Genomic DNA, 13,825 nt, shown 5'->3' with positions numbered 1-13,825 from the left:
TGGCCTTGTGCCGGGCGGGGTGACACAGGCGGCCCCGATGTGGGTACGAAGGTCCCATGACGCCCACCGCCACGTACCGTCTCCAGCTCCAGCCGGAGTTCCCGTTCCGCGCCGCCGAGGACGCCGTGCCGTACCTCGCCTCGCTCGGCGTCTCCCATCTGCATCTCTCCCCGGTCCTGGAAGCGGTGCCGGGCTCCCGGCACGGCTACGACGTCACCGATCACGGCCGGGTACGGAACGAGCTGGGCGGCGAGGAGGGGCTGCGACGCCTCGCGCGCACCGCGCGGGAGCACGGGCTCGGCCTGGTCCTGGACATCGTGCCCAACCACATGGCGGCCGACCCCCTCCACAACCACGCCCTGCGCGAGGTGCTGCGCGAGGGGCCGGAGTCCCCGTACGCCCGCTGGTTCGACATCGACTGGGCGGCCGGTGACGGGCGGATGCTGCTGCCGGTGCTGGGCGGCCGGATCGGCGACGAGATGGAGGGGATGCGGGTCGAGGGCGAGGTGCTGCGCTACGGCGAGCAGGAGTTCCCGCTCCGGGCCGGCACCGCCCACCTCCCGCTCCCGGAGCTGCTGGACGCCCAGCACTACCGGCTCGGCTGGTGGCGGCTGGCCCGTACCGAGCTGAACTACCGGCGGTTCTTCACCATCGCGGACCTGATCGGGGTGCGGGTGGAGGACCCGGAGGTCTTCGCCGCCACCCACGGCAAGATCCTCGAACTGGTCCGGGACGGGGTGGTCGACGGTCTGCGGATCGACCACCCGGACGGTCTCGCCGACCCGGCCGGCTATCTGGAACGGCTCTCCGAGGAGAGCGGCGGAGTGTGGACGGTGGTGGAGAAGATCCTCACCGGCTCCGAGCGGCTGCCGGCCGGCTGGGCCGTCGCGGGGACCACGGGTTACGACGCGCTGTACCGGATCGACGGGCTCTTCACCGACCCCCAGGGCGCCGCCGAGCTGCTGGGCCACTACCGCGAGGCGGCCTCCCCGGCCGGCGACCGGGGAGGCTACTGGACGGCGACCGTGCGCCGGGCCGCGTACCGCGTCGTCACCCATGAACTGGCGGCGGAGACGGAGCTGCTGACCCGCCTCGCCGCGCGGATCTGCGCCGGGGACCCCGCGCTGCGCGACCACGCCCCCTGGGCCCTGCGCACAGCCATCCGCGAGCTGCTGGTCCGCGTCCCGGTCTACCGCCCGTACGTGACGGCGGGCGGCCCCTGCTCCGACACGGCCGAGGCGACGCTCGACGCGACGACGGTGAGCGACGCCAAGGCGGTGTTCGCGGTACGCGAGGAGGCGTCGGCGGTCGACGTGGTGCGGGATCTGGCGCTCGGGCGGCTCGGCGGCGGCGCGGACCGGGCGGCGTTCTGCGCCCGGTTCGCGCAGACCGCTTCCGCGCTGCGGGCGAAGGCGGTCGAGGACACGGCGTACTACCGCTACCTGCCGTTGATCTCGGCCAACGAGGTGGGCGGCGACCCGGGGCACCCGGCGGTCGAGCCGGAGGACTTCCACGCCTTCTGCACCCGCCTCGCGCGCGACTGGCCCGCCACCGGGACCGCGCTGACGACGCATGACACGAAGCGCAGCGCCGACGTGCGGGCGGGCATCGCGGTGCTGTCGCAGTGCCCCGGGCGGTGGGCGGGACTGGTGTCGGGGCTCGGACGGTCCGCCCAGACCGCGCCCGATCCGCAGCTGGCCTGGCAGGCGTGGCAGACGGCGGTCGGCTGCGCGGGCATTCCGGCGGAGGAGCGGGCGGCGCGGCTGGAGCCGGCGTTGCTGAAGGCGGTGCGCGAGTCGGGCCTGTTCACGAGCTGGACGGAGCCGGATCCGGTGTACGAGCGGATGGCGTCGGACTTCGTGGCCGCCGGGCCGGCCGCGGACACCGGCCCGGTGCGGTCCCTCGTGGAGGAGTTCGCCGCCCCGCTCGCCGCGCATGTGCGGGCGCACTCGCTGGGCGCGGCGCTGGTGCACCTGACGATGCCGGGGGTGCCGGATCTCTACCAGGGCACCGAACGCGCCTATCTGGCCCTGGTAGACCCGGACAACCGGCGGCCGTTCCGGGAGCCGTCGCCGGACGCGCCCGCCGACGAGAAGGCCGCGCTGACGGAGGTGGCGCTGCGGCTGCGGCGGGAGCGGCCGGCGGTGTTCGGCGAGTCGGGCACGTACGCCCCGCTGCGCGCCTCGGGCCCGGCGGCCTCGCACTGCGTGGCCTTCTGCCGCTCGGGCGAGGTCGTGACGGCGGTGACCCGGCTGTCGCTGCGGCTCGCGGAATCGGGCGGCTGGCGGGGCACGCGGCTGGCCCTGCCGGACGAGGGCGTGTGGCGCGACCTCCTCGCGCCGGGCCGCGCGTTCACGGGCGGCACGGCGGAGGCGGCGGAGCTGTTCGCGGACCGGCCGGTGGCGTTGCTCGTACGGGGATGAGGGCTCCCCCGGCTCAGCCCGGCCGGACGAGGAGGGAGCGCGGGCCACGGGTCAGCAGGCCCGTGGCGGCCGGGCGGAAGCCCTCCGCCCAGCGGAGCCGGGGCATCGCGTCGAGCAGGGCGCGCAGGCCCTGTTCGGCCTCCAGGCGGCTGAGCGCCACGGCCGGACAGCCGGCCGGGCCGGTCAGCGTGCGGTCCTGGTCCGGGCGGAACGGGTCGAAGGTGTCCGGGGCCGCGAACCGCCCGGGGTCGCGCGCGGCGGCCCCCACGAGGCAGGCGACGGGCGCCCGCGCGGGGAGGGTGCCGCCGCTGAGGGCGACCTCGGCGACCGTGCGGCGCAGGACGACCTGGACCGGCGGGTCGCGGCGCAGCGACTCCGTCCAGGCCCGGCCGGTGAGCGCGGGTTCGATGCGCAGGGCGGCCAGCAGGTCGGGGTCGTCCAGCAGGTTGGCGAGGAGCGAGGCGAGTACGGTCCGGCGCAGGGCGGTGTCCCGGGCGCAGGGCCCGTCACCGGCCGGCGCGGCGGGCAGCCAGCGGCAGAACTCCTCGACCAGGTCGGCCCCGGGGCTGCGGGCGATGCGCCGGGCCAGCACATGGGCGGTGCGCTCCACGCGCTCGGCGAGCGCGTCGGGGACCGTACCGGTCACCACGGCGTACGGGTCGGTGGGCAGGCAGCGCGGGCTGCCGTGGCACAGTCCGAGCGGGGCGGGCCCGCCCCGGGGCGCCCCGTCCTGCGGGAAGCCGGTGAACCGGGGGTCGGCGAGGGCGACGGCCACATCGTCGTACCGGCTGACCAGCCAGGCGCCGAGGGGCGCGTCGTAGCTGAGCGGGTACTGCTCGCGCAGCATCCGGTAGAAGCGGTACGGGTCCCGGGCCGCGCCGCGCGCGAGGAGGCTGGGCCCGGTGGCGGGCCGGCCGGTCCTGCGGGACCTGGGCCGGGTGGCGTGGGCGTGCGGCTCGGGCGAGGCGGTCGGGGCGGGTATGTCTCGGGGCGCGTCTGCCTGCATGGCGGTTCCCCCGGGCGAGTCGGTACGCCGGTGGGCGGCGCGGTCCCCCTCAGGGCATCACCTGAACGGTCGCGTCGCAGTCGGCGCGCGGCCGTCCGGGTGACGTTGCGGGGGTCGGCCGGACGGGGTGGCGGGGTCGGGGCGCGCGCTCCCGGCGCCGCTCAGCCGAGGCTGTCGAAGACGGGCCGCCTGCCCGCGCGACGCCGTACGAATCCGCGCAGACCGGCCAGGAGGGTGATGCACGTCCAGCCGACGGCGCCCATGACCAGCATGCCGAGGCGGTCACCCGGGTCGACGTCGGAAGCGGCCGCCATCGGGACGACGCCCTTCGGGTCGCTGATGACCTCGATCCGGTCACCCACCGCCCAGTCCGGGTCGTCCCCGTCGTAATTCAGGGTCTCCTTGAGCTCACCCGGACGGCCCTCCAGGGTGAAGCGGTGGTGGGAGCCGCCGCTCACGGCGGCGCTGTCGGCCGTGATGCGAACGGTCTCGCGCACGCCCCGGCCGTCGAGCACGGCCTCGGGCCCGTACTGGACCGAGCCGACGAGCACCAGCAGCGCCGGAAGCACGGAGAGGGCGGCGAGCCACCAGGCGCAGTGCAGGACGCGCAGGACGATCACGAAGCCGAGGCAGCCGATCAGGCCGGTGACGATGGGGATGACGTCCAGGTCGAGGGCGAGGTAGGAGATGCCCGTGTTGACCGCGGCGATGACCCAGCCGAGGACCACCACGCCGAGGGTGAGCAGAAAGTACGGGCCCCGGCCCACGGTCGGACGCGACGCGTTCTTCATGTCCACGGCAGTCATCGGGGCAGCATAGACAACCGCCTCGACCGGGTCAGCGGCCGGTCCGTGGTCCGGGCGGCCAGGATGCGGCCAGCAGGTCGGTGAACGCGGCGGCGGCGCCGGTCAGCGGGACGCGGGAGAAGGCGGCCAGCTCGCGGCGCCAGGCCGGGTCCACGGTGAGCAGGGCGCAGTCCTCGCCGACCGCGCCCCGTACGACGTGGGCGGGGGCGGTGGCGACGCCGACCCCGGCCGCCGCCATGCGTACCGCCGTCGAGGTGTGCTCGGTGCGCACCGCCGTACGGGGGGTGAAGCCGGCCCGGGCGCACGCCCAGTCGAGGAAGGGGCGCCCCTCCACGACGGCCTCCATGGCGCAGCGGACCCAGAAGCGGTCGGCGAGTTCCTGGAGGCGGACCGAGGGCCGCCCGGCGAGGGGATCGTCGAACGGGACGACGAGGACGATGTCCTCCGCGCCGACGGGGACGACCGGGCCGCTCCAGTGGACGGGCGGCGGGCCCACGGCGAGGTCCGCGGTGCCCCGCTCGATCCGGTCCTCCAGGGCCTCGGTGGTGGCGTACTCGTGCAGGACGAGGGCGACGCCGGGGTGGGCGGCGCGCCAGCGGGCGAAGACGTCGGGGAGGATGCCGACGGCGATGGCGTGGACGGTGGCGATGTGGAGTTCGCCGCCCCGCGCACCGGCGGCGGCGCGCGCGGCGCGGCGGGCCTGGGCGGCGCTGCGCACGGAGCGTTCGGCGTGCGGCAGGAAGGCGCGGCCCATCGCGGTGAGCCGCACCCCGCGCGGCAGCCGTTCGAGCAGGGGCCCGCCGACCTCCCGTTCCAGGGCCTTTATCTGGTGGGAGAGCGCCGGCTGGGTGACGTGGAGCTGTTCGGCGGCCCGGGTGAAGGACGCCTCCTCGACCACGGTCACGAAGTACTCCATCTGCCGCAGGCTCATCGCGCCCTCCTGACATGAGCTCTGTGCATGGAAGCCAGACAAACATTGCCTTGGACTCATGGCAAGGACCGGGCCGAGGGTGGGGGCCATGACACAGGAACAGCGGGTGGGGGAAGCGGACGTCGTCGTGATCGGCGGCGGGACCGGGGGTTACTCGACTGCGCTGCGGGCGGCCGGGCTCGGCCTGAGCGTGGTGCTCGCGGAGCGCGACAAGGTGGGCGGGACCTGTCTGCACCGGGGCTGCATCCCGAGCAAGGCGATGCTGCACGCGGCCGAACTCGTGGACGGCGTCGCGGAGGCGCGTGAGCGGTGGGGCGTGAAGGCGGTGCTGGAGTCGGTGGACTGGCCGGCGCTGGTGGCCACCCGTGACGACATCGTGGCCCGCAACCACCGTGGCGTACAGGCCCACTTGGCGCACGCGAACGTGCGGGTGGCGGCCGGAAGCGCCGAGTTGACCGGGCCCCGCACGGTGCGGATCGAGGGGTACGGGGAGGTGGCCGCCCGGCGCGGCATCGTGCTGGCGACCGGCTCGCGGCCCCGGACGCTGCCGGGTCCGGCGGCGGACGGGCGGCGGGTGGTGACCAGTGACGACGCGCTGTTCGCGCCCGGTCTTCCGGATTCGGTGCTGGTGCTGGGCGGCGGGGCGATCGGCGTCGAGTACGCCTCGCTGCACCGTTCGATGGGGGCGCGGGTGACCCTGGTGGAGGCCGCGGACCGGCTGGTCCCGCTGGAGGACGCCGATGTGTCGCGCCATCTGGCCCGGGGGTTGAAGAGGCGGGGCATCGATGTGCGGACCGGGACGCGGCTGCTGGAGGCCGTGCTCCTCGACGACGGCGTACGGGCCACGCTCCGCACCCCGCGCGGGGAGACCCTGACCGTCGAGGCCCGGCGGCTGCTGGTGGCGGTGGGCCGGGCCCCGGTGACGGACGGGCTCGGGCTCGCCGCCGCCGGACTGGCCACCGACGAGCGGGGGTACGTGGCACCGGCGGACTGGTCACGGCTGGAGACCCCGGTGCCGGGCATCCACGTGGTCGGCGATCTGCTGCCGCCGCCGTCCCTCGGGCTGGCCCACGCCTCCTTCGCGGAGGGGCTGCTGGTCGCCGAGACCCTGGCGGGGCGACGTACGGCGGCGGTGGATTACGACGCGGTGCCCCGGGTCACGTACTCGGCGCCGCAGACGGCGGCCGTCGGGCTGTCCGAGGCGGCGGCGCGCGACGCGGGCCACGACGTGGTGGTCAACACGATGCCGCTGACCGGCGTCGCCAAGGGCATGGTGCACGGGCAGGGCGGCATGGTGAAGGTGGTCGCGGAGCGGGACGGGCGGGTGCTCGGCGTGCACCTGGTCGGGCCGCACGTCTCGGAGATGATCGCCGAGTGCCAGCTCATCGTCGGCTGGGACGCGGAACCCTTCGACGTGGCCCAGCACATCCACCCGCACCCCACGCTGTCCGAGGCGGTCGGCGAGTCCTTCCTCACCCTGGCGGACCGGGCGCTGCACCAGCAGGTGTGAGCGTCGGCCCTACGCCGGAGGTCTGAGCGTAGGTGCGGAGAGGCGGAACATCATGCGGCCGAAGCTCACCTGGTCCCCCTCGCGCACCGGGACCGTGCCGGTCACGCGCTGCCCGTTGACGCAGGTGCCGTTGGTCGAGCCGAGGTCCCGCAGGAGCCAGCGGTCGCCGTGCGCGGTCAGCTCCGCGTGCATCCGGGAGACGGTCTCGTGGCTGAGCCGCAGCCCGTTGCCCGGGTCGCGGCCGATGCGCAGGGGGTGCGGGCTGGGGGCGGGCAGCAGCAGTTTCGGCAGCCGCTCCGCCCGCCACGCCCGGCGGACCCGCTCGGGAAAGCCGGATACCCCGCCGACGACCCGCAACAGCCCGCGCGACCAACGGTTTTCGCGCTCCAGGTCCTGGGTGAGGGCTTCCAGCTCCTCGGGGCGGCTGGTCGTCAGCGCCACCTCCATGCGCCGCATGAAGGTGTCCTGGGAGAGCTTGCCCTGGGCGGCGCCCTCCCTGAGCACACCGAGAACACGGTCGCGCTGCGCGTCGGACAGGCGCGCGGTGGGCGTGTGGTACTCGAACGGGGACGTCACGGCTCGATTGTCGGTCCGACCGCCCCGGGGTGTCCAGAAGAACCCTGCTTTCCGCCCTCCTGACCTGCACCGGACCGCTGCGGATAACCGGGGGCGGCCCGTACGGAACGTTGCTAGGGTCGGCCGCTGTCGTCCGGTGACCACCGTGACGCACCCCTTCGCCTTTGGAGCTCAGTGCCCGACGCACCGCTTGATCTGACCATCCGTCCGCTGACCGGCCCCGAGGAGCTGAAGCTCTTCCTCGAACTCCCCTACGTCCTCGACCACGAACTCGCGGACGACCTCGCCACGGGCCGGCGCCGCCCGGAATGGATGTGGGTGGCGCTGCGCGGCGACCGGGTGGTGGCGCGGCTCGCCTGGTGGAGCAGGGACGGCGCGGCGCCGCTGCTGCTCGACTTCTTCGACCTGGACGACACGCTGCCCCTGGCCGAGCGCGAGGAGGCCGGGCTGCGGCTGGTCGGTACGGCGACCGCCGCCGTCGTTCCGGCCGGGGCGCCGCGCCCCGAGTACGGGCGGTTCGTGCCGCCCGACTGGCGTGAGGACCCGGCCGTCCGCGAGGCCGTCGAGGCCCGGATCCGGGTCATGGAGCGCACCGGGGCCCGGATGCTCGTGGAGCGCCTGCGCCTGGAGTGGCGCGCCGGGACCGAGGTGCCCGCCCCGGCCGGCCGACTGCGGTTCCGGCCGGTGGCGGGGCGCGAGGACCTGCTCGCGTTGATGACACCGGTGATGGAGGGCACCCTCGACGCGCACGGACAGGCGGACCTGGCGTCCGGCCTGACGCCGCGCCAGGCCGCCGAGAAGCATTACGACGAGGAGCTGGCCGGGTACGCGACGCCGCGGGAGTGGTGGCGCGTCGCGGAGCTCCCGGACGGCGAACCGGTCGGCTTCGTGATCCCGGCCCGTAACGACTACAACCCGATCATCGCGTACATCGGTGTGCTGCCCGCCCACCGCGGCCACGGCTTCATCGACGACATCCTCGCCGAGGGGACGCGGATACTGGCCGCGCAGGACGGTGTGGAGCGCATCCGGGCGGCGACGGACCTGGGCAACGTGCCGATGGCGAAGGCGTTCGCCCGCCTGGGCTACGTCAATTTCGAGCGCGCCTTCGACATGGTGTGGGAGGACTGACGGGCGCCTCGCCTCCATAGCACCATGGGCCGGGGCGACCGGGCCCCGGGAGCGAGGGAGTGCTGCATGTTGTTCGAGGTATGGGCACCCGACGCGGGGTCGGCCGCGCTGCGGCTGGCGGGCGAACTGCGGCCCATGGAGCCCGATCCGGGCCGGCCCGGCTGGTGGACCGCCGAGGCGGAGGCCGCGGACGGCGACCGGTACGGTTTCGCCCTGGACGGCGGTCCGGCGCGCCCCGACCCCCGCTCGCGCCGCCAGCCGGACGGCCCCGACGGCGAGTCGGCGGTGGTCGACCACGAGGCGTACGCCTGGCGCTCCGAGTGGCGGGGGCGCGAGCTGCCGGGCGCGGTCCTGTACGAGCTGCACATCGGCACGTTCACCACTGAGGGCACGTTCGACGCGGCGGCGGCCCGGCTCGGCCATCTCGCGGAGCTGGGCGTCACCCATGTGTCGCTGATGCCGGTCTGCCCGTTCCCCGGGGTGCACGGCTGGGGGTACGAGGGCGTGTCGCTGTGGGCCGTCCACGAGCCGTACGGCGGGCCCGAGGGGCTCAAGCGCTTCGTCGACACGGCGCACGGCCTCGGGCTGGCCGTCGTCCTGGACGTCGTCCACAACCACCTGGGTCCGTCCGGCAACTACCTCCCCGCGTTCGGCCCTTACTTCACCGAGACGCACCACACCCCGTGGGGCGCGGCGGTCAACCTGGACGCACCGGGCTCCGACGAGGTGCGGGCGTACCTGCTGGGCAGCGCGCTCGCCTGGCTGCGGGACTACCGACTCGACGGGCTGCGGCTCGACGCGGTGCACGCCCTGGCCGACACCCGGGCGCTGACCTTCCTGGAGGAGCTGTCCGCCGCGGCCGACGCGCTCTCCGCCGAGCTGGGGCGCCCGCTGCCGCTGATCGCCGAGTCCGACCTGTGCGACCCGCGCACCACGACCCCGCGCGCGGAGGGCGGGCTCGGGCTTCACGCGCAGTGGAACGACGACTTCCACCACTGCCTGCACACCGCCCTCACCGGCGAGTCCCGGGGCTACTACGCGGACTTCGCGGCCGCCCCGCTGGCCGGGCTCGCCAAGACGATGACGAGCGCCTTCTTCCACAACGGCACCTACTCCAGCTTCCGGGGCCGCACGCACGGCCGCCCCGTCGACGTCACGCGCAGCGCCGCCCACCGCTTCGTGGGCTACGCCCAGACCCACGACCAGATCGGCAACCGGGCCCTCGGCGACCGGCTCGCCGCCTCCCTCTCCCCCGGGCTGCTCGCCTGCGCGGCGGCGCTCGTGCTGACCGGGCCCTTCACGCCGATGCTGTTCATGGGCGAGGAGTGGGGCGCCCGCACCCCGTGGCAGTTCTTCACCGACCACACGGACCCGGAGCTGGCGGAGGCCGTACGGACCGGCAGGCGGCGGGAGTTCGGGGCGCACGGCTGGGCGGAGGAGGACATCCCGGACCCGCAGGACCCGGCCACCCGGGCCCGCTCCTGTCTGGACTGGGACGAGCCCGGCCGCGAGCCGCACGCCCGGCTGCACGCCTGGTACCGCGAGCTGATCGCCCTGCGCCGCACCCTGCCGGACCTGCGCGACCCGGACCTGGCGAGCGTGAGGGCAGCGTACGACGACGGGGCTCGGTGGCTCGCGGTGCGCCGGGGCGATCTGAGGATCGCGGTCAACCTCGACGCGGGGCCGGCCGCCATCCCGCTGGGCGACGGACGGCACCGGGGCGGTCCGGGGCGGGTCCTCGCCGCGTGGCTGCGGGTGGACCCGCCGGGCCCGGACGGGATGCTGCACCTGCCGCCGGAGTCCTGTGTGGTCCTCGCGGACGACTGATCCGAGGGCTACTCCACGATCGCGAGTTCGCGGGCGGTGGCGTTGAGCCGGCGCCCGCCGTCCTCGGTGACGGTCACGATGTCCTCGATGCGGACGCCGAACCGGCCCGGCAGATAGATGCCGGGCTCCACCGAGAAGCACATGCCGGGCACGAGCGGCTGTTCCTCGCCCTCGATCATGTAGGGCGGCTCGTGGGTGGTGACACCGATGCCGTGGCCGGTGCGGTGGATGAAGCGTTCCCCGTAGCCGAACTCGGTGATGACCGCGCGGGCGGCCCGGTCGATCTCCTGGCAGGCGACACCGGGGCGCACCGCCGCGCAGCCCGCCTGCTGCGCCTCGCGCACGATGTCGTGGACCCGCTGCTCCTCGGCGGTGGGTTCGCCGACGTGGACGGTGCGGGAGGTGTCGGAGCCGTAGCCGTGCTTGAGGCCGCCGAAGTCGAGGACGACCATGTCGCCGTGCTCGATGACGCGTTCTCCCGCCTCGTGGTGCGGGTTGGCGCCGTTGGGGCCGGAGCCGACCACGGTGAAGTCGACCTGGGAGTGCCCGTGTCCGGTGAGCAGCCGGGCCAGGTCGGCGGCGACGTCGGTCTCCTTGCGGCCGGAGAAGCGGACCTTCAGGATCTCCTCGTAGGCGGCGTCCGCGGCGGCCCCGGCGGCGGCGAGCCGTTCCAGCTCGTGGGAGTCCTTCACCGCGCGCAGCATCGGCAGCGCCTGGGTGAGCGAGGCGTACGAGGTGCCGGGCAGCCGCTGCTGGAGGCCGAGCAGGTGCATCGCCCAGGCGTTGTCGCTGATGCCGAACCGGCCCCGCTCGTCCAGCAGCGGGGCGGTGACGTCGTACGGGTCCTTGCCGTCCGTCCAGTCGCGCAGGGTCAGGGCGGGGGCGCCGACGGCCCTCTCCGCGTCCGGCGCCTCCAGCGTCGGCACGACCAGCACGGGGTCCCGGTCCGCCGCGAGGACGAGGAGGGTGAGACGTTCGGTGACCGCGGTCGGCTGGTAGCCCGTCAGGTACACCAGGTCGGGGCCGGGCGCGACGAGCACCCCCGCGAGCCCGGCCGCGGCGGCGCTCCCGGCGGCCCGCGCCATCCTGGCCCGGTAGTCGTCGGCGGTGAACGGCACGGGCTGGTTCGTGCTGGGCATGCGGGTCCTCCTGACGGCACGGAACGGCCCTCCCATCCTGCCCGCCCGCCGGTGCCCGCGCGAACGGGTCACCGGATGACGAGGTCGGCCAGGTCGCGCCCGGCCGCGACGAGCCGGGCGTTGGCCTCGTCCGACCGCGCCACCCAGCGCTCGGCGCCGGCCCGGGTCTTCCCGTACCGCACATGCCGTTCGACGAGCCGGGGCACGCGTACCGCGTCGTCCGGGTCGAGGTACCACGCCTCGTCCAGCAGCCCGCGCACCGGGGCCCAGGGCCCTTCCCCGTACAGCAGGTAGTTGCCCTCGGTGACGACGAGCGGGACTTCGGGCGGTACGGGGAGCGCCCCGGCGACCGGTTCCTCCAGGGAGCGGTCGAAGGCGGGGGCGTAGACGACGGTCCCGGGCTCGGGTGCGCGCAGCCGGCGCAGGAGGGCGGCGTACCCGGCGGCGTCGAAGGTGTCGGGCGCGCCCTTGCGGCCGGCCCGGCCGAGACGTTCGAGCTCCGCCTGGGCGAGGTGGAAGCCGTCCATGGGTACGAGGGCGGCGAGCGGGCCGAGCGCGTCGGTGATCCGCGCGGCCAGCGTCGACTTGCCGGCTCCGGGCGGCCCGGCGATGCCGAGGACGCGCCGTCGCCCGGTGCGGGCGAGGCGGTGCGCGCGGGCGGTGAGGTCGGGAAGGTCCATGCGGATAGTGTCGCGTCCGGGAGCGACGCCCCGTCGCCCTTCCGCGCAGCGAGGAGTTCCATGCCGCACATCGCCCTGGTCACGCTGGTCGTCCGCGACTACGACGAGGCCCTTTCCTTCTACACCGGCGCCCTGGGCTTCGAGCTGGTGGAGGACACCGACCGGGGCGACGGCTCGCGCTGGGTGGTGGTGCGCCCGCGGGGTGCCGAGGGTACGGGGCTGCTGCTGGCGCGCGCCAGGGACGAGGCGCAGACGGCGAGCGTCGGGGCGCAGGCCGGCGGCCGGGTCGGCTTCTTCCTGCACACCGAGGACTTCGCGGGCGACCACGCCCGGATGTCGGCGGCCGGGGTGCGCTTCCTGGAGGAGCCGCGCCACGAGACGTACGGTTCGGTCGCGGTCTTCGAGGACCTGTACGGCAACCGCTGGGACCTGCTCCAGCCGGCCTGACGCGGGCGCGTCCGCCGAGGGTCTCGGCCGCAGACCGGCCCTCCGTGTCGATGCGGACGGCGTGCTGCTCGGCGGGGCGCCCGTCCGTTACCGGGCCACGACCGCGCGGGTGCCGTGGGCGGACGTCGTACGGCGGCAGAGCTTCCCCGGCCGCACCAGGCCCTGGGTCGGCGCGCGGTCATCCGCCCGGACGCGGTCCCGCCGTCCGGACCGGGGCGGGCCGCTCTCTCACGGGCCGGACTGCGGGACCCCGTGCCGGGCCTGCCCGAAGGCGTGGTCCCGGTCGTGATGTGCCGCGCGGTCAACGGGTGGCCCCCCCGACCGTCCCGCACTGGTCGCCTCGGTCGGCGCCTTCGCCACCAATCGACCGGTGATCTTCGACGAGTAACGCGCCGGCACCCGCCCCGCTCAGCCTGCCGCGCCCGCCAGCGCGTCCAGGACCGGTGCGATCAGCGGGTGGGCCTCGGCTCCCCGGCGCACCGCCGCGAAGACCCGGCGGGTGGGGGCGGTCCCGCGCACCGGGCGGACCACCACGCCGGTCAGCGGCATGCCGCGGAGGGCGGTGCGCGGGACGAGGGCCACGCCGGCGGCGGCGCCGGCCAGGGCGACGACCGCGTGGAAGTCGTCCGAGGAGTGTTCGAGGTTCGGGGCGAAGCCGGCGTACTCGCAGGCCAGGACGACCACGTCGTGGCAGGGGTTGCCGGGGTAGGGCCCGATCCAGGCGTCCTTGGCCAGCTCGGCGACGGCCACCTGGTCCTGGCAGGCCAGCCGGTGGCCCACCGGGAGTACCGCGTCGAACGGTTCCGAGTAGAGGGGGACGCGGGTGAGCCGGCGGTCGTCCTCGCCCGGGGCGCCCCGGTACTCGACGGCGACGGCGACATCGACCTGGCGGTCCAGGACCATCGGCACGCTGGCGTCGCCCTCGGCGTCCTGGACGCGGACCTTGATGCCGGGGGCGGTCCGGCCCAGCGCGGCGATGGCGGGGGCGAGCACCAGACCGATGCCGGTGGCGAACGCGGCGACCGTGACCGTACCGGCCTCGCCCGAGCCGTACGCGGCGAGCTCGGCCTCCGCCCGTTCCAGCTGGGCCAGGACCGCGTTGGTGTGGGTGAGCAGGATCTCACCGGCCGGGGTGAGCCTGGCCCCGCGCGAGCCGCGTTCGACCAGCCGGTGACCGGTCTCCTGCTCCAGGGCGGCGAGCTGCTGGGAGACGGCGGACGGGGTCAGGTACAGGGCGGCGGCCGCGGCGGTCACCGTGCCGTGGTCCGCCACGGCACGCAGCACGCGCAGCCGCCGGGCATCGATCATGCGATCCATTGTCCCAGGTCGCGGGGGGGCCCTGACCGCCC

At 75.3% G+C, this 13,825-nt stretch carries 12 protein-coding genes; 5 read left to right on the top strand and 7 right to left on the bottom strand.

Annotated elements, in window-relative coordinates:
• The first annotated feature begins 56 nt into the window (after nucleotides 1–56).
• Complete coding sequence (gene treY / locus ACN6LM_RS20085) at nucleotides 57–2,423, top strand: malto-oligosyltrehalose synthase (protein ID WP_445066761.1); 2,367 nt, start codon at nucleotides 57–59, stop codon at nucleotides 2,421–2,423.
• Between the two features lie 13 nt (nucleotides 2,424–2,436).
• Here the strand turns inward: treY and ACN6LM_RS20080 are convergent, their stop codons facing one another.
• From ACN6LM_RS20080 to ACN6LM_RS20070, 3 genes are all read right to left on the bottom strand, one after another.
• Nucleotides 2,437–3,429: a cytochrome P450 gene (locus ACN6LM_RS20080; protein ID WP_445066760.1), complete on the bottom strand. Its 993-nt coding sequence runs from the start codon at nucleotides 3,427–3,429 to the stop codon at nucleotides 2,437–2,439.
• 161 nt (nucleotides 3,430–3,590) lie between these two features.
• The gene (locus ACN6LM_RS20075; RefSeq protein ID WP_445066759.1) at nucleotides 3,591–4,235 is read right to left on the bottom strand and encodes a hypothetical protein; all 645 of its coding nucleotides are present in this window, start codon (nucleotides 4,233–4,235) and stop codon (nucleotides 3,591–3,593) included.
• A 31-nt stretch (nucleotides 4,236–4,266) separates the two neighbouring features.
• Complete coding sequence (locus ACN6LM_RS20070) at nucleotides 4,267–5,166, bottom strand: LysR family transcriptional regulator (protein ID WP_445066758.1); 900 nt, start codon at nucleotides 5,164–5,166, stop codon at nucleotides 4,267–4,269.
• 88 nt (nucleotides 5,167–5,254) lie between these two features.
• Between ACN6LM_RS20070 and lpdA the strand changes: the two genes are divergently transcribed.
• Nucleotides 5,255–6,676 (top strand): dihydrolipoyl dehydrogenase, encoded by a 1,422-nt coding sequence (gene lpdA, locus ACN6LM_RS20065; RefSeq protein ID WP_445066757.1) that lies wholly within the window; start codon nucleotides 5,255–5,257, stop codon nucleotides 6,674–6,676.
• 9 nt (nucleotides 6,677–6,685) lie between these two features.
• On the opposite strand, the gene ACN6LM_RS20060 is transcribed toward lpdA, so the two are convergent.
• Nucleotides 6,686–7,252 (bottom strand): FHA domain-containing protein, encoded by a 567-nt coding sequence (locus ACN6LM_RS20060; RefSeq protein ID WP_445066756.1) that lies wholly within the window; start codon nucleotides 7,250–7,252, stop codon nucleotides 6,686–6,688.
• Nucleotides 7,253–7,426: 174 nt separating this feature from the next.
• Between ACN6LM_RS20060 and ACN6LM_RS20055 the strand changes: the two genes are divergently transcribed.
• Together ACN6LM_RS20055 and treZ are read left to right on the top strand one after the other, a co-directional pair.
• Nucleotides 7,427–8,383 carry a GNAT family N-acetyltransferase gene (locus ACN6LM_RS20055; RefSeq protein ID WP_445066755.1) on the top strand — a complete coding sequence of 319 codons (957 nt, stop codon included), beginning with the start codon at nucleotides 7,427–7,429 and terminating at the stop codon, nucleotides 8,381–8,383.
• A 66-nt stretch (nucleotides 8,384–8,449) separates the two neighbouring features.
• Nucleotides 8,450–10,210 carry a malto-oligosyltrehalose trehalohydrolase gene (gene treZ, locus ACN6LM_RS20050; protein WP_445066754.1) on the top strand — a complete coding sequence of 587 codons (1,761 nt, stop codon included), beginning with the start codon at nucleotides 8,450–8,452 and terminating at the stop codon, nucleotides 10,208–10,210.
• Nucleotides 10,211–10,218: 8 nt separating this feature from the next.
• Here the strand turns inward: treZ and ACN6LM_RS20045 are convergent, their stop codons facing one another.
• Nucleotides 10,219–11,349, bottom strand: coding sequence for an aminopeptidase P family protein (locus ACN6LM_RS20045; RefSeq protein ID WP_445066753.1), 1,131 nt, complete (start codon nucleotides 11,347–11,349; stop codon nucleotides 10,219–10,221).
• A gap of 68 nt (nucleotides 11,350–11,417) precedes the next feature.
• Nucleotides 11,418–12,029 carry a nucleoside/nucleotide kinase family protein gene (locus ACN6LM_RS20040; RefSeq protein WP_445066752.1) on the bottom strand — a complete coding sequence of 204 codons (612 nt, stop codon included), beginning with the start codon at nucleotides 12,027–12,029 and terminating at the stop codon, nucleotides 11,418–11,420.
• A gap of 60 nt (nucleotides 12,030–12,089) precedes the next feature.
• Here ACN6LM_RS20040 and ACN6LM_RS20035 point away from each other — a divergent pair, with 60 nt between their 5' ends.
• Nucleotides 12,090–12,476: a VOC family protein gene (locus tag ACN6LM_RS20035; protein WP_445066751.1), complete on the top strand. Its 387-nt coding sequence runs from the start codon at nucleotides 12,090–12,092 to the stop codon at nucleotides 12,474–12,476.
• 408 nt (nucleotides 12,477–12,884) lie between these two features.
• On the opposite strand, the gene ACN6LM_RS20030 is transcribed toward ACN6LM_RS20035, so the two are convergent.
• A complete protein-coding gene (locus ACN6LM_RS20030; protein ID WP_445066750.1) occupies nucleotides 12,885–13,784 on the bottom strand; it encodes a LysR substrate-binding domain-containing protein in 900 nt (299 codons plus the stop codon).
• Between the last annotated feature and the right edge of the window lie 41 nt (nucleotides 13,785–13,825).

The organism is Streptomyces sp. SAS_281, from assembly GCF_052542855.1.
Note: the sequence above shows the minus strand (reverse complement) of the source record. Positions and strands in the feature narration are given on the sequence as shown.